The sequence below is a fragment of the Monashia sp. HAY1-11D genome (assembly GCF_056868035.1).
Map to the genome: position 1 here is coordinate 3,724,548 of NZ_CP200320.1, position 14,071 is coordinate 3,738,618.

The 14,071-nt window shown below is 73.6% G+C and carries 13 protein-coding genes and 7 tRNA genes; 17 read left to right on the forward strand and 3 right to left on the reverse strand.

Annotated features, from left to right (window positions below):
• The first annotated feature begins 16 nt into the window (after positions 1 to 16).
• From AC1VM9_RS17235 to AC1VM9_RS17300, 14 genes are all read left to right on the forward strand, one after another.
• Positions 17 to 1,123, forward strand: a complete 1,107-nt coding sequence (locus AC1VM9_RS17235; RefSeq protein ID WP_481343739.1) for a YihY/virulence factor BrkB family protein — start codon at positions 17 to 19, stop codon at positions 1,121 to 1,123.
• 44 nt (positions 1,124 to 1,167) lie between these two features.
• A tRNA-Gly gene (locus AC1VM9_RS17240) sits at positions 1,168 to 1,240 on the forward strand.
• A 27-nt stretch (positions 1,241 to 1,267) separates the two neighbouring features.
• Positions 1,268 to 1,338, forward strand: a tRNA-Cys gene (locus AC1VM9_RS17245).
• A 19-nt stretch (positions 1,339 to 1,357) separates the two neighbouring features.
• Positions 1,358 to 1,432: transfer RNA gene (locus AC1VM9_RS17250), tRNA-Val, on the forward strand.
• 213 nt (positions 1,433 to 1,645) lie between these two features.
• Positions 1,646 to 1,721: transfer RNA gene (locus AC1VM9_RS17255), tRNA-Gly, on the forward strand.
• 79 nt (positions 1,722 to 1,800) lie between these two features.
• Positions 1,801 to 1,875, forward strand: a tRNA-Val gene (locus AC1VM9_RS17260).
• A gap of 53 nt (positions 1,876 to 1,928) precedes the next feature.
• A tRNA-Gly gene (locus tag AC1VM9_RS17265) sits at positions 1,929 to 2,004 on the forward strand.
• Between the two features lie 60 nt (positions 2,005 to 2,064).
• On the forward strand, positions 2,065 to 3,036 hold the full coding sequence (gene ligD, locus AC1VM9_RS17270) for a non-homologous end-joining DNA ligase (RefSeq protein ID WP_481343801.1): 972 nt from the start codon (positions 2,065 to 2,067) through the stop codon (positions 3,034 to 3,036).
• A gap of 68 nt (positions 3,037 to 3,104) precedes the next feature.
• Positions 3,105 to 4,130, forward strand: a complete 1,026-nt coding sequence (locus AC1VM9_RS17275; RefSeq protein WP_481343802.1) for an anthranilate synthase component I family protein — start codon at positions 3,105 to 3,107, stop codon at positions 4,128 to 4,130.
• 70 nt (positions 4,131 to 4,200) lie between these two features.
• Entirely contained in the window at positions 4,201 to 5,046 is an 846-nt protein-coding gene (locus AC1VM9_RS17280; RefSeq protein ID WP_481343803.1) for an aminotransferase class IV, read from the forward strand.
• A complete protein-coding gene (locus tag AC1VM9_RS17285) occupies positions 5,043 to 5,534 on the forward strand; it encodes a TIGR02611 family protein (protein WP_481343804.1) in 492 nt (163 codons plus the stop codon). Before AC1VM9_RS17280 ends, AC1VM9_RS17285 begins: the two co-directional genes overlap by 4 nt.
• A 122-nt stretch (positions 5,535 to 5,656) precedes the next feature.
• Positions 5,657 to 5,733, forward strand: a tRNA-Val gene (locus tag AC1VM9_RS17290).
• A gap of 81 nt (positions 5,734 to 5,814) precedes the next feature.
• Complete coding sequence (locus tag AC1VM9_RS17295; protein ID WP_481343805.1) at positions 5,815 to 6,165, forward strand: hypothetical protein; 351 nt, start codon at positions 5,815 to 5,817, stop codon at positions 6,163 to 6,165.
• A 28-nt stretch (positions 6,166 to 6,193) separates the two neighbouring features.
• Positions 6,194 to 6,715, forward strand: coding sequence for a flavin reductase family protein (locus AC1VM9_RS17300; protein WP_481343806.1), 522 nt, complete (start codon positions 6,194 to 6,196; stop codon positions 6,713 to 6,715).
• 32 nt (positions 6,716 to 6,747) lie between these two features.
• Here the strand turns inward: AC1VM9_RS17300 and AC1VM9_RS17305 are convergent, their stop codons facing one another.
• Positions 6,748 to 8,694 (reverse strand): acyl-CoA dehydrogenase family protein, encoded by a 1,947-nt coding sequence (locus AC1VM9_RS17305; RefSeq protein WP_483123521.1) that lies wholly within the window; start codon positions 8,692 to 8,694, stop codon positions 6,748 to 6,750.
• Complete coding sequence (locus tag AC1VM9_RS17310; RefSeq protein ID WP_481343831.1) at positions 8,684 to 9,373, reverse strand: TetR/AcrR family transcriptional regulator; 690 nt, start codon at positions 9,371 to 9,373, stop codon at positions 8,684 to 8,686. Before AC1VM9_RS17310 ends, AC1VM9_RS17305 begins: the two co-directional genes overlap by 11 nt.
• A 110-nt stretch (positions 9,374 to 9,483) precedes the next feature.
• On the opposite strand from AC1VM9_RS17310, the gene AC1VM9_RS17315 reads away from it, so the two are divergent.
• The 3 genes from AC1VM9_RS17315 to AC1VM9_RS17325 are packed head-to-tail and all read left to right on the forward strand — an operon-like array spanning position 9,484 to position 12,971.
• Positions 9,484 to 10,779, forward strand: coding sequence for an acetyl-CoA C-acetyltransferase (locus tag AC1VM9_RS17315; protein WP_481343830.1), 1,296 nt, complete (start codon positions 9,484 to 9,486; stop codon positions 10,777 to 10,779).
• Between the two features lie 3 nt (positions 10,780 to 10,782).
• The gene (locus AC1VM9_RS17320) at positions 10,783 to 12,108 is read left to right on the forward strand and encodes a 3-oxoacyl-ACP reductase (protein WP_481343829.1); all 1,326 of its coding nucleotides are present in this window, start codon (positions 10,783 to 10,785) and stop codon (positions 12,106 to 12,108) included.
• A 5-nt stretch (positions 12,109 to 12,113) separates the two neighbouring features.
• The gene (locus AC1VM9_RS17325; RefSeq protein WP_483123522.1) at positions 12,114 to 12,971 is read left to right on the forward strand and encodes a MaoC family dehydratase; all 858 of its coding nucleotides are present in this window, start codon (positions 12,114 to 12,116) and stop codon (positions 12,969 to 12,971) included.
• 29 nt (positions 12,972 to 13,000) lie between these two features.
• Here the strand turns inward: AC1VM9_RS17325 and AC1VM9_RS17330 are convergent, their stop codons facing one another.
• Positions 13,001 to 14,062 carry a hypothetical protein gene (locus tag AC1VM9_RS17330; RefSeq protein WP_481343644.1) on the reverse strand — a complete coding sequence of 354 codons (1,062 nt, stop codon included), beginning with the start codon at positions 14,060 to 14,062 and terminating at the stop codon, positions 13,001 to 13,003.
• Positions 14,063 to 14,071: the final 9 nt, after the last annotated feature.

Here is a 14,071-nt window from a genome sequence, read left to right on the forward strand (position 1 = left end):
CGGTTAGCCTCGTTCGGTGACGGTCAAGGAGCGGGTTCGAGCGACCCTGCGGCGTGTGCCGGGGGGCCTCGCCGTCGGGCGGCTCACCGTTCGGACCGTCGACGTCTGCCTCGAGTACCGGGTCACCGGCCTGGCCGCCGAGGCGGCGTTCTTCATGCTGCTGTCGCTGCCGCCGCTCGTCCTCGGGCTCTTCGGCGGCCTCGGCTACGTCAGTGCCTGGATCGGTCCGGAGAACGTCGACACGGTCGTGAGCTCGATCCGTGACTACGCCGCGCGGTTCCTCACCCAGGAGAGCATCAGCGACCTGCTCGTGCCGACGGTCCAGGACGTCCTGCGACGCGGGCGTCCGGAGCTGGTCTCCGTCGGGTTCCTCCTGTCGCTGTGGTCGGGGTCGCGGGCCCTCAACGTCTTCATCGACACGGTCTCGATCATGTACGGGCAGAAGGACGTCCGCGGCATCATCCGGCTCCGGGTACTCAGCCTCGGCCTGTACACCGTGAGCACCGTCGCCGGCGTCGTGCTCCTGCCGCTCGTCCTCCTCGGTCCGCAGCTGGTGTCGGACTGGCTCCCGGACTCCCTCGCCCTGCTGCGCTACCTCTACTGGCCCGCGCTGCTCGTCTTCAGCGTCGTCGCGCTGACCACCCTGTACCACGTGGCGACGCCGCGCCGCGGCCCGTGGCGCCGCGACCTCCCGGGTGCCCTGCTGGCGCTGGCGATCTGGCTCGGCGCCTCGTACATCGTCCGCATCTCGCTCGCGGCCTCGCTCGGCGGCTCGACGATCTACGGTCCGCTCAGCGCGCCGATCGTCCTGCTCATCTGGCTCTACTTCCTCGCCCTGGCCATCCTCATCGGGGCGGGGCTCAACGCCGCGACCCGCGTCCTGTGGCCGGTCGAGCTGACCGAGCACCGGCCGCCGAGCATCGGCCAGTGGCTGGCCCGGCGGGGGGCGCAGGAGCGCCAGGCGGCGCGCGGCCGCCGCACCCGGGTGCCTGTACCGGCCGACGCCAAGCAGACGGATCCCGGGGCGGCACGCGAGCCCGAGTCGGAGGGTCGGGAGACCCGCGAGCATCCCGGGGAGGGCGAGCGTGGAGCCGGTTTTGTGTCGCGCAGACCGATCCGCTAGTGTCTACCTCGCACCGAGCGGGGAGTTACATCGCTGGTGTTCCCGCGGACGTAGCTCAGTTGGTAGAGCGCAACCTTGCCAAGGTTGAGGTCGCCGGTTCGAGCCCGGTCGTCCGCTCGGAGGCAAATCGGTACTTGCCTTCACGGTGGAGTGGCCGAGAGGCGAGGCAGCGGCCTGCAAAGCCGCGTACACGGGTTCAAATCCCGTCTCCACCTCGGGTACGACAACACCCCAGGGCGATTGGCGCAGTGGTAGCGCGCTTCCTTGACACGGAAGAGGTCACTGGTTCAAACCCAGTATCGCCCACCAGCACGAGAGGCCCCCGGCGCCGCCGGGGGTCTCTCGTCGTTCCCGGAGGGTCCCGGTCCGCGAGGGCGAAGGGGGACGTTCCGGACGCGGTGACCGCCGGGGGCTCGCCACGCAGCGGCGCGACGGTGCATGTCGGGCAGGCGGATTCGCCGCGGGCCGGTGCGTCCGCTATGGTCTACCTCGCAGCCGAGGGCATCGCCCGGAGCAGCACGCGCGGACGTAGCTCAGTTGGTAGAGCGCAACCTTGCCAAGGTTGAGGTCGCCGGTTCGAGCCCGGTCGTCCGCTCCACGCAGGAGGGCCTCACGACCTGGTCGTGGGGCTCTCCGGTGGGTGGTCCGGTCCTCAGCGGCCGGCCGCCCACGACCGAGGGCGATTGGCGCAGTGGTAGCGCGCTTCCTTGACACGGAAGAGGTCACTGGTTCAAACCCAGTATCGCCCACCACCGGACGCCGCGTCCGGCCCGCACCGGGCCGGGCGTCGCGGGCCCGGTGGCGTGCGGACGTAGCTCAGTTGGTAGAGCGCAACCTTGCCAAGGTTGAGGTCGCCGGTTCGAGCCCGGTCGTCCGCTCCACGTGGGGCCGGGGCCCGAGGGTCCCGGCCTTCGTCGTCCCGCCGCCCTAGAGTGAGGCCCATGGCCGCGTCGCGCAGCACCCCTGCCACCGAGGTGGACGTCGACGGGCTGCCCGTGCGCGTCAGCAACCCGGACCGGGTCTACTTCTCCGAGCGCGGCGAGACCAAGCTCGACCTCGTCGAGTACTACCGGTCGGTGGGCCCCGGCATCGTCAACGCCCTGCGCGAGCGGCCGTGCATGCTCCATCGCTTCCCCAAGGGCGTCGACGGCCAGAAGGTGCACCAGAAGCGGCTGCCCGCCGGCGCCCCGCCCTGGGTCGAGACCGTCCGGCTGCACTTCCCGCGGTACGGCCTGCACGCCGACGAGCTCTGCGTCACCAAGCTGGCCGACGTCGTCTGGGCGGTGCAGATGTCGACCGTCGAGTTCCACCCGTGGAACTCCCGGCGCGCGGACACCGAGAAGCCCGACGAGTGGCGCATCGACCTCGACCCGATGCCGAGGTGCGGGTTCGAGACCGTCCGTCGCGCGGCGGGCACGGTGCACGAGATCCTCGACGAGCTCGGGGCGGTGGGCTGGCCGAAGACCTCCGGCGGCAGGGGCCTGCACGTGTACGTGCGGATCGAGCCCCGCTGGGGTTTCAAGGAGGTCCGCCGCGGCGCCCTCGCCTTCGCCCGCGAGGTCGAGCGTCGCCTGCCCGACGACGTGACGACGACGTGGTGGCGCAAGGACCGCGCGCCGACCGACCTGTTCGTCGACTACAACCAGAACGCCCGCGACCACACCATCGCCGCTGCCTACAGCGTCCGCGGCACACCGCACGGCACCGTGTCGGCGCCGGTGCGCTGGGACGAGGTCCCCGACGTCGAGCCACCCGACCTGACCATCGCCACGATGCCGGCCCGGTTCGCCGAGCTCGGCGACCTGCACGCCGGCATCGACGAGGCCGTCTTCGACTTCACGCCGCTGCTCGAGTGGGCCGACCGCGACGAGCGCGAGGGCGTCGACACCCCGCCCGAGCCCGACGACGAGTGAGCGTCGACCGGGGGACGGCCGCCCCCCGGGCGTGACCTCCTGCGGCTGCCGGGCCCTACGATCTGCGGGTGGACCTCGCCCGCTTCGCCGACCGGGTCGCCACGACGGTCGTCGACGTCCGCCGTGGTCCGGACGCCCTGGACGCCCTCGACAGCGAGGGGTTCTGGGCCGTCGTCGCGACCTTCGAGGGCGAGGTCACGGCCGTCCGCTTCGCCGAGGTCGTCCCGGGTCCGCCCGCCCCGGCGGTCCGGCCCTGGACGCCGTTGACGGGGGAGTGGACGACCTCCCTCGACCGGTCCGAGTACGTCGCCGCCGTGCGCGACGTCCGGCGCCGGATCGCCTCGGGCACGGTCTACCAGGTCAACATCTGCCGCGTCCTGAGCCACGAGCTGCGCGCCGACGCCGACCTCGACGGCTTGGATGCACTTCTGCGGCAAGGGAATCCGGCTCCGTACGCCGCACGCATCCGCTGCGACGCGGCGGACCTCGACGTCGTCGGAGCATCGCCCGAGCTGTTCCTCTCGCGGGCCGACGGACGCGTCGTGACGCGTCCCATCAAGGGCACCGCACCGACGCCCGCGCTCATGCTGCCCAAGGACCACGCCGAGAACGTCATGATCGTCGACCTGATGCGCAACGACCTCTCCGGGGTCTGCCGACCGGGCACCGTCTCCGTCGACGCGCTCTGTGCCGTCGAGGAGCACCCCGGCCTCGTCCATCTCGTGTCGACGGTCAGCGGACGGCTGCGGCCCGACGCCGGCTGGCGGGCGGTCGCCACGGCGACCATGCCGCCCGGCTCGGTGAGCGGTGCCCCCAAGTCGAGCGCGCTGCGCGCCATCGCCGACCTCGAGACGGTGCCGCGTGGCCCCTACTGCGGTGCCGTCGGCTGGGTCGATGCAGACCGCGGCGAGGCCCGGCTCGCCGTCGGCATCCGCACGTTCTGGGCCGAGCGAGACGCCACCGGAGGGCGCTGGCTGCGCTTCGGCACCGGCGCGGGGATCACGTGGAGCTCGGACCCGGAGGGGGAGTGGGCCGAGACCGAGCTCAAGGCCGCCCGCCTCGTCGGGCTCGCCGCGGGCACTGTGACACCATGAGGCCACACCAGCAGGCCCCGGCCGGGCCCGACGCGTCCGGCCCCGACCGCCGCAGCGCAGCCGAGGAGCCATGAGCACGACCACACGCGTCTGGGTCGACGGGAGGATCGTCGACCCGACCGGGCCGGCGGTGTCGGCCCTCGACCACTCCGTCACCGTCGGCGACGGCGTCTTCGAGACCGCCAAGATCGTGGACGGGCATCCCTTCGCCCTGTCCCGCCACCACCGGCGCCTCGAGCGGTCCGCCGCCGGCCTCGGCCTGCCGCCCGTCGACCTCGCGTTCGTCGACAAGGGAGTGGCCGCCGTCCTCGACGGTGACCCGATCCCGTTCGGACGGCTGCGCTACAGCGTCACCGGGGGTGTCGGCCCCCTCGGCTCGGACCGCGGCGAGGCCGACCTGACCCACATCGTCCTGGCCGGGCCGCAGCCACGCCCGCCGGCGAGCGGCAAGCTCACCGTGGTGCCGTGGACGCGCAACGAGCGTTCCGCGGTCGTCGGGCTCAAGACGACGTCGTACGCCGAGAACGTCGTCGCCCTGGCCCGTGCGAAGCAGGTGGGGGCCATCGAGGCGGTCTTCGCCAACACCCGCGGCGAGCTGTGCGAGTGCACGGGGAGCAACGTGTTCGTCGTCGTCGACGGCGTCGTTCTCACTCCTCCCGCGGAGTCGGGGCTCCTCCTCGGCATCACGCGGGAGCTCGTCCTCGAGTGGGGTCGCGAGGCGGGCCTCGACGTGCGGGAGGAGACCCTGCCCGTGGAGGTCCTCGCCTCGGCCGACGAGGTGTTCATCACGAGCTCGACCAAGGACGTCCTGCCGGTCCACGCGGTCGACGACCGGGTGCTGCCGGCCGCCCACCCCGTCACCGACACCCTCCAGCGGGTCTTCCGCGAGGCCGCCGGGCGGGACCTCGACCCGTGACCGGGCCCGAGGACACCGGCCGCCGGACCCGGACCGACGCGCCGCAGGACCCGGACTACTCGGACCGGAACGTGACCCTCGATGCCGGCGAGGACCGCTGGGCCTGGCGGGCCCGTCTGCGGCGCAACCGCGTCACCCACCTCGTGTGGCGCACGGCCGTGGGGGTGGTCGGCGCGGTCGTCACCGTGGCCGGCCTCATCATGGTGCCGGCGCCCGGCCCGGGATGGCTCGTCGTCTTCTTCGGGCTGCTCATCCTGGCCAGCGAGTTCGAGTTCGCCCAGCGCTGGCTGGACTTCGCCAGGCACCAGGTGAGCCGGTGGAACACGTGGATCATGGGGCAGGCGGCCTGTGTACGCGGCCTCGTGGCCCTCGGCACGCTCCTCATCGTGTGGGCGGTGCTGTGGGGCTACCTCGCCGTGGCCGGCATCCCCCAGTTCGTCCCGTCGTGGGCGGAGGACCTGCTGACCCGGCTGCCGGGGGTCGAGTGAGGCGGTCCGGCCCGCGCCGGTGACCGGTCGCCCGGGGCGGGGCGGCAGGGCGATTTCCACCACCGGTCCGGCACAGGCTATTGTTCCCTCCGTCGCCCCGACGCCGACGGCACGGGGCGCCCGGACGTGTAGCTCAGTTGGTTAGAGCGTTCGCTTCACACGCGAGAGGTCAGGGGTTCGAGTCCCTTCACGTCCACCACCGGGGCCCCCGGTCTGCGTCGCCGCAGGCCGGGGGCCTTCGTACACCCGCGCACGGCGCCGACGGACTAGCCTGAGCCGCATGAACGCTGCCGTGTCGAGCCTGTTCATCTACCCGGACTCCGACGCCCCCGGTCAGGAGCTCGACACCGTCGAGATGACGCCGGCCGGTCCGGCGGGTAACCGGGCCAAGAAGAACGCCGTCCACCTCGTGTCCGTGGCCGACTACGTCGAGACCCACCCGAAGGCCAACGTCGTGCTCGACATGGAGGCCTCCGTGCTCGAGGGGCTCGTCGGGCGCACCGTCCGTCTGGGCGAGTGCACCCTGCGCGTCACCCGCACGCCGTCGCAGTGCGCGGGCGTCTACGCAGAGGTCGTCGAGCCCGGCGAGGTCGCCGTCGAGGACCTCCTCCTCGTCGCCGAGCCCGAGTGAGCCGGGGCGAGCCGGGGACGACGCCGGCGTGACCATCCACTCGGAGCACCCCTTCCTTCCCCCGGAGCCGGAGCGCGACCCCGTGCGCCGGCTGCGCGCGCGGGTCGGCGCCACCGTGACGCTCTGGACGGCCGGCGCGGGGCCCGACCGGGCCGGCCTGACGGTGTCGTCCTACCTCGTCGCCGCGGGCCGTCCCGCGCGGGTCGTCGCCCTCCTGCACCCCGACTCCGACCTGCTGGAGCGCCTCGAGAGCGACGGCACGGCGGTCGTGGCCCTCCTCGAGTGGCGACACCGTGACGTCGCCGACGTCTTCGCCGGGATGCGCCCGGCTCCGGGCGGGCCGTTCCGCGGCGAGAGCTGGGAGCAGACGCCGTGGGGACCCCGGCTGCGGGCCGTGCCCACGTGGGCGGGGGTCCGGCTCGACCCCGGGGCGACGCACGAGGTCGGCTGGTCACGCCTCGTCGAGGCCGTCGTCGAGCACCTCGAGCTCGGCGACGACGAGGAGCCGCTCGTGCACCGACGAGGCCGGTACCAGCGGCCGGAGGCCTGAGCGGCTCGACCGCGAGCCCGGTGCCGACCGGGTCAGCCGCGAGCGAGGTCGCTCGTCATCTCCGTCGTCAGCCAGGCGTCCGGGATGCCGAAGCCCTCGACGAGGAGGCCTGCATGCGGACGAAGCTCCGTGCACGCCTCGTTGACGACCGCGGTCAGGGCCTTGGCACGGGCCGGGCTGAGCCGGTCGTGCTCGAGGTACCACGCCTTGTGGGCCTCGATCGTCGCGAGGGCGTGCAGGTCGCAGACCCGGGCCAACAGGGTGCGCACCTGCGGCTCGTCGCACTCCTCGACGGCGGCCGCGAAGGACTCGGTGACGACACGCTCGACGTGGGCCCGCGCGGTGTCGACGAGGTGGTCCTGGCACGCGTTGAAGACCGCGAAGGCGTCGGCGTCGCGCACCTCGGCGCGGCGCAGCCGCCGGGCCAGGCCCTCGAGCAGGTGCTCCTCACGCTCGCGCAGCAGGCGCAGCTGGGTACCACGTGCGGCGAGGGTGAGGTCCTCGTCCCGGCCGGGGGCGGCGTCGACGATGCGCTGGACGATGCCCCGGGCCGCGGTGCGCTCGAGGACGGTGCCGGCGGCCAGCCTGGCCCCGAACCGCACGATGCCCACGGTGTCGAGGTCGCCGAACGTGGACCGGTAGTCGGTGAGCAGCGACTTGGCGACGAGCTGCAGCAGGACGGTGTTGTCGCCCTCGAACGTCGTGAAGATGTCGGTGTCGGCCTTGAGCCGGCCCAGCCGGTTGGCGTACAGGTACCCGGCCCCGCCGCACAGCTCGCGGCACTCCTGGATCGTGTCCGTGGCGTGCCGGGTCGTCAGCGCCTTGACCCCGGCGGCGCTCGTCTCGAGACGACGCTGCGCCTCCTCACCCGGGGTGCGGCTGGCGAGGACGTCGTCCATCGCGCCGACGAGCTCGTGCTGGGCGAACTGGAGCGCGTACGCGGCGGCGATGCGCGGCAGCAGCCGACGCTGGTAGGTCCGGTAGTCGAGCAGGGTCACCTCCTCGCCGCCCCCGGGAGGGGCGAACTGGCGACGCGCGAGCGCGTACCGCGTCGTCACCGCGAGGGCCGACCGGGCGCCGGCCCCGGCCCCGCCGGCCACGGAGATGCGGCCGCGGACCAGGGTGCCGAGCATGGTGAAGAACCGCCGCGAGGGGTTGTCGATGGGGCTCGTGTACCGCCCGTCGGCGTCGATGTCGCCGTAGCGACCGAGGAGGTTGGTGCGCGGGACGCGGACGTGGTCGAAGGACAGGCGGCCGTTGTCGACCCCGTCGAGGCCGAGCTTGGGGCCGCAGTCGGTAGCCGTGACCCCGGGGAGCGTCTGCCCCCGCTCGTCGCGCAGCGGCACGAGGACGCAGTGCACGCCCCGGGACTCGCCTCCCACGACGAGCTGCGCGAAGACGGCGGCGAGGCGGGCGTCGTGCGCTGCCCCGCCGATGTAGTCCTTGCGCGCGGCCGGGGTGGGAGAGTGCACGACGAGCTCGTCGCCCGCCGGGTCGTACGTGGCCGTGGTGAGCAGGGCCTGGACGTCGCTGCCGTGGCCGGTCTCGGTCATCGCGAAGCAGCCGAGCAGCTCGCCGCTGGTGATGCGTGGCACGAGGTGGTCGTGGCGCTCGGTGCCGAGCATCGACACGGCCCCGCCGAAGAGGCCCCACTGGACCCCCGCCTTGACGAAGAGCGACAGGTCGCCGTGCCCGAGCATCTCGAAGGCGGTCACCGAGTCGCCGTACTGTGCGCTGCCGCCTTGGTGCTCCGGAAAGCCCTGTGCCGCGAACGGTTCCGCGGCAAGACGTACCAGCTGACGGCGGACACGGGCGCGGTGCTCCTCGAGCGGCAGCGGCTCCGCGGGCGGGCCGAGGACCTCGGCGTCGAGCACGCGGCACCGCTCCCGAACGGCCCGACGCGGGCCGTCGAGGTAGGCCCGCAGGGCCTCCGCGGTCGGCGGCGTGGGCACCGGGAGGGGCATCGGTTCAGCGGACACGGCGGGTCTCCTCACGCGCGCTGACGGGGGACAGGACGGGGGCCAGGCCGTTCCACGCGAGGTCGGTCAGCGCCGCGACGACCTCGGCCCGCGGCGGGCGGTGCGCGGTGGCGAGCCAGTCGTCGGCAACGGCCCGGACCGACCCGACGAGGGCGATGGCCCAGGTGCGCGCCCGTCCGGGGTCGGCGGCCGAGGCCTCGAGCGAGCGCCGGAGCAGGTCGGTGAGCTGGTCGGCGACCTGCGCCACGGTGCCGCCGACGGGGTCGTCCGGCAGGGGCCGGTCGACGAGGGGCCGGTTGACGACGAAGCGGTAGACCTCGGTGTCGGACTCGACGAGGGCCAGGTAGGCCTCGACGGTCGAGGCGATGAGCCCTCGAGGGTCGGTGGCGATGTCGTCGGCGTCGGTGCGCGCGAGGGCGGCACCGACGTCCCTGACGACGCGCGCGTCGATGCGGGCGGCGACGGCCCGGTAGAGCCCGGCCCGGTCCTCGAAGTGCCGGTAGACGACGGTCTTGCTCGTGCCGGCCTCGGCGGCGATGTCGTCCATGCCGACCGTGGCGCCGTGGCGACGGATGGCGCGGATGGTGGCGTCGACGAGGGCGGCCCGACGCTCCTCGCGGTGGCGCTCCCACCGGGCGTCGCGACCGTCCCGCGGCGTCTGGTCCACGTCGGCGTCCATGTCTCGAAAGTAACAGGTACTTGCTGTATCGACTACTACGAGTTTCGGTTATCTTGGGTCGAGAGCCGACAGCACGTCACCGTTCACCCCACCGAGAGCAGGTACGACCCATGGCGTCCACGACCCCCGCCCGAGCCCCGCGCCGCGTCGCGGTCCTCGGCGGCAACCGCATCCCGTTCGCCCGCGCCAACGGGGCGTACGCGCAGGCCTCCAACCAGGACATGCTCACGGCCGCGGTCGACGGGCTCGTCGCCCGCCACGGCCTCGCGGGGGAGCGCCTCGGCGAGGTCGTCGCCGGCGCCGTCCTCAAGCACAGCCGCGACTTCAACCTCACCCGCGAGACCGTCCTCGGCACGCGACTGTCGCCGGCCACCCCGGCCTACGACGTCCAGCAGGCCTGCGGCACCGGCCTCGAGGCCACGATCCTCGTCGCGAACAAGATCGCCCTCGGGCAGGTCGACTCCGGCATCGCCGGGGGCGTCGACACTGCGAGCGACGCCCCGATCGCCGTCAGCGAGGGGCTGCGCCGCACCCTCCTCGCCGTCAACCGCGCCCGAACGCCCGGTGCCCGGGCCAAGGCACTCGCCGGCCTGCGCCCCGGTCACCTCGTGCCGTCCGCGCCCGAGAACGTCGAGCCGCGCACCGGCATGTCGATGGGCGAGCACATGGCCGTCACGGCTGCGCAGTGGGGCATTCCGCGCGAGGCCCAGGACGAGCTCGCCGCGGCCAGTCACCACCACCTCGCGGCGGCCTACGACCGCGGCTTCTTCGACGACCTGATGACCCCCTACCTCGGGCTCACGCGCGACGACAACCTGCGACCCGACACCAGTGTCGAGAAGCTGGCCGCGCTCAAGCCGGTCTTCGGCCGTGGTGAAGGTGCGACGATGACGGCCGGCAACTCGACGCCGCTCACCGACGGCGCCTCGGCCGTCCTGCTCGCGAGCGAGGACTGGGCCGCCGAGCACCATCTCGAGCCGCTCGCGTGGTTCGTCGACGCCGAGACCGCGGCCGTCGACTACGTCCACGGCGACGAGGGCCTCCTCATGGCGCCCGCCTACGCCGTGCCCCGGCTCCTCGAACGCAACGGGCTGACGCTGCAGGACTTCGACCTCTACGAGATCCACGAGGCGTTCGCCGCGACCGTGCTCACGACGCTCAAGGCGTGGGAGGACCCCGACTTCTGCAAAGCCCGGCTCGGGCTCGACGCGCCGCTCGGCTCCATCGACCGCAGCCGGCTCAACGTCAACGGGTCCTCCCTCGCGGCCGGCCACCCCTTCGCGGCCACCGGTGGGCGCATCGTCGCCTCGCTCGCCAAGCAGCTCAAGGAGGCCGGTGGCGGGCGAGGCCTCATCTCCATCTGCGCTGCCGGCGGGCAGGGCGTCGTCGCGATCCTGGAGGCCTGACCCGTGTCCGACCTGTTCACCACGCTCATCAGCTCGCCGGTCGCCAGGAAGGTCGGCGTGCCGCAGCCGACGACGCTGCGGCGGTACGAGCCGGGCCTGCCCCTGTGCGAGGGCCCGGTCCTCGTCGCCGGCGGCGGTCGCTTCGCGGCCGGCATCGGCGACTGGCTCGGCTCGTGCGGGACCGCCGTGGTCGAGTCGGTCGACGGCCTGGCGGAGGGCGCGCGGGTCGGCGCGGTCGTCCTCGACCTCAGCGCCGCCACCGACCCCGAGCAGCTCGCCGCCCTGCGCGTCCTCGGCGCGCCGGCGGTCAAGCGCCTCGCCCGCAACGGCCGGGTCGTCGTCGTGGGCACGGACCCCGCGTCACTGACGGACGTCGGCGAGGTCGCCACCCAGCGCGCCCTCGAGGGCGCCGTGCGCTCCCTGGCCAAGGAGCTGCGCGCGGGGGCCACCGCCAACCTCGTGCTCGCCCGCGGCGCGGCCGCCGACGGCGTCCGGTCGGCCGTCGAGTTCTTCCTGTCGGGCCGTTCGGCCTACGTCGACGGCCAGGTCGTCCGCGTCGACGAGCGCACCGGCAGCAACCCCGACGCCCTCCGCCCCCTCTCCGGCAAGGTCGCCGTCGTCACCGGTGCGGCCAGGGGCATCGGCGCCGAGATCGCCCGAGTCCTGGCCCGCGACGGTGCGACCGTGGTGGCCGTCGACGTGCCCCAGGCCGGTGACGCCCTCGCACGGGTGGCCAACGAGGTCAAGGGAACCGCCCTCCAGCTCGACGTCACCGCCACCGACGCCGGCCGGCGCGTCGTCGAGCACGCGCGGTCGCGCCACGGCTCGCTCGACATCGTGGTGCACAACGCCGGCATCACCCGCGACAAGCTCTTCGTCAACATGGACGATGCCCGCTGGGACTCGGTCATCGCCGTCAACCTCGCCTCGATCCTACGGATGAACGAGGCGATCCTCGACGACGGCGGTCTCGCCGACGGCGGGCGCATCGTGTGCGTCGCCTCGATCGCGGGGATCGCGGGCAACCGGGGGCAGACCAACTACGGCGCGAGCAAGGCCGGCGTCATCGGCCTCGTCACGGCGCTGTCGGCGCAGGTGGCCCCGCGCGGCATCACCGTCAACGCGGTCGCGCCCGGGTTCATCGAGACCGAGATGACGGCCAGGATCCCGTTCGCGACGCGTGAGCTCGGCCGGCGGATGAACTCCCTCCAGCAGGGCGGCCGGCCGCGCGACGTCGCCGAGACGATCGCGTGGTTCGCCCAACCCGGGGCCGCCGCCCTCACCGGCCAGGTCGTGCGGGTCTGCGGCCAGAGCCTGCTCGGGGCGTGAGGCAGATGACCCGTCGCACCACGCTCGAGGGCCCGCCCGACCTGCGCCGGATCTACGCCACGGCGCTGCTGCGCCGGGGGTCGTCCGGCGGCGAGCTGCCGGACGTCGAGGTCTCGCGCGCGGCGGTCCGGGTCGAGGTCGCAGAGCTCGTCGCCTACTCGAGGGTGTGCGGCTTCGCCGTCGACGGCACCCTGCCGCCGACCTACCCCCACCTGCTCGCGTTCCCGCTCCAGATGGTCGTCATGAGCGGCGACAGGTTCCCGCTGCCGCTCCTCGGCGCGGTGCACCTGGAGAACACGATCACCGTCGCTCGCCCCGTCGGTGTCGAAGAGGCCCTCGACGTGTCGGTCCACGCGGCCGACCTGCGCCCGCACCGCCGCGGCCGCCAGGTCGACCTCGTGTCGGAGGTGAGCGTCGGCGGCGAGCTCGTGTGGCGCGGGGTCAGCACGTACCTGTCGCGGGGCACCGAGCACCCGGACGCCGTCGCGTCCGAGCCGCCGTCGCTGGCACCCCTCGACGCCGTCCCGAGCGGGCCCCTCTGGCGGCTCGGTGAGGGCACGGGGCGGGCCTACGCGTCGGTCTCGGGCGACTGGAACCCGATCCACGTGCACGCGCTCATGGCCAGGCCGCTCGGTTTCCCGACCGCGATCGCGCACGGGATGTACTCGTACGCCAGGACGCTGGCCTCCCTCGGGCCCAGGCTTCCGCGGTCGGGGCTGACGAGCAGCGTGTGGTTCCGCAAGCCCGTGCGCCTGCCCTCGACGGTCCGGCTGCGCACGGCGTTCGAGGACGACTCGACGCTCTCGGTGCTGGAGTCGGCCACCGGCGACGTCGATCACGCGGTGGTGCGCAACACCTGGTGAGGCGTGGTGGCGGCCGGGGCGGCGCGACCTCACTCGTACAGGACGTACTCCGGCTGCGGCCGCAGCGCGAGGACCTGCTTCGCGGTCATCAGCGGTCCGGACCTGCGGTCCTCGTCGTAGAAGAGCTTGAACCCGGCGTGGACGGTGCGCGGCAACCGAGCCGTGAGCTCTCGGTACGTGCCCCGCTTGAGGTCCGGGTCGCCGATGCCGTCGACCGACTTGACGACGGCGACGCCCCGGTGAGCCCGGATGTCGTTCTCCGACCGGACGATCCGGGGCGCGAGCTGGTGGAAGACGAGCGCCTTGTCCGGAAGGTCGTGCGCGGTGACCACCTGCGACAGGTAGGCGGCGACGGCGTCGATCTCACGGCCCGTCGTGTGGCCGAAGGTGCGCATCGGCACCTCGCGCGGACCCATCGCCCACTCGGGGTCGAGCGCGACCCCGACGTCGGGCTCGGCGAGCCACCGCGCGTAGTGCCGCACCTCGTCGAGGAAGTCGGCGCGGCCGGGCTGGATGCCGAGGAGCAGGATGCCGCGCACCTTGCGGGCCGCCGCGAGGTACCGGGCGATGACGGCGTCGGACGTCCGGGTGCGGTAGAGGTCGTCGGCCCCGGGGTCGGCAGACACCATCGTGCTGATGAGCTCGAGGACGGGCAGGGCCCGGCGACCTGCCGCGAACCGGTCGGCGACGGACGCCGCCTCCTGCGCCCGGGCGTCGAGGTCGCCGATGCCGAGACGTCCGAGGGCGGGGGCCCCCGGATGTCCGACGTAGCCGACGAGGCGGTAGGTCGGGAACAGGGTGCGCCCGCCCCGCGGCAGCTGGTGGGAGGCGACCCCCGGACCGGAGTCCGATGCCGTCGGGCGGGACGTGGCGGGCGAAGAGCTCGGTGCCGGGTCGGACGACGATGCCGGACGGAGCGGGCCCGGGCCGCTGGCCGGCGGCGGGGCGCCGCATCCGGCCGCCAGCGTCGTCGTGGCGACGACCGTGAGCGCGAGGGCCCGACGGGCCGGACGTGGCCACCGCCGGCGCGCTGGGGCGGACCCACGGTCGTGGGGCCGGGGCCTGTCGAGAACCGTGTCGCTGGTCCGCATGGGTCATCG

Bases quoted from the DNA above. Each gene is read 5' to 3' on its own strand.
- ligD (WP_481343801.1), top strand. From the start codon at position 2,065: ATGGCCGCGTCGCGCAGCACCCCTGCCACCGAGGTGGACGTCGACGGG.
- AC1VM9_RS17280 (WP_481343803.1), top strand. From the start codon at position 4,201: ATGAGCACGACCACACGCGTCTGGGTCGACGGGAGGATCGTCGACCCG.
- AC1VM9_RS17295 (WP_481343805.1), top strand. From the start codon at position 5,815: ATGAACGCTGCCGTGTCGAGCCTGTTCATCTACCCGGACTCCGACGCC.
- AC1VM9_RS17310 (WP_481343831.1), bottom strand. From the start codon at position 9,373: ATGGACGCCGACGTGGACCAGACGCCGCGGGACGGTCGCGACGCCCGG.
- AC1VM9_RS17315 (WP_481343830.1), top strand. From the start codon at position 9,484: ATGGCGTCCACGACCCCCGCCCGAGCCCCGCGCCGCGTCGCGGTCCTC.
- AC1VM9_RS17325 (WP_483123522.1), top strand. From the start codon at position 12,114: ATGACCCGTCGCACCACGCTCGAGGGCCCGCCCGACCTGCGCCGGATC.
- AC1VM9_RS17330 (WP_481343644.1), bottom strand. From the start codon at position 14,062: ATGCGGACCAGCGACACGGTTCTCGACAGGCCCCGGCCCCACGACCGT.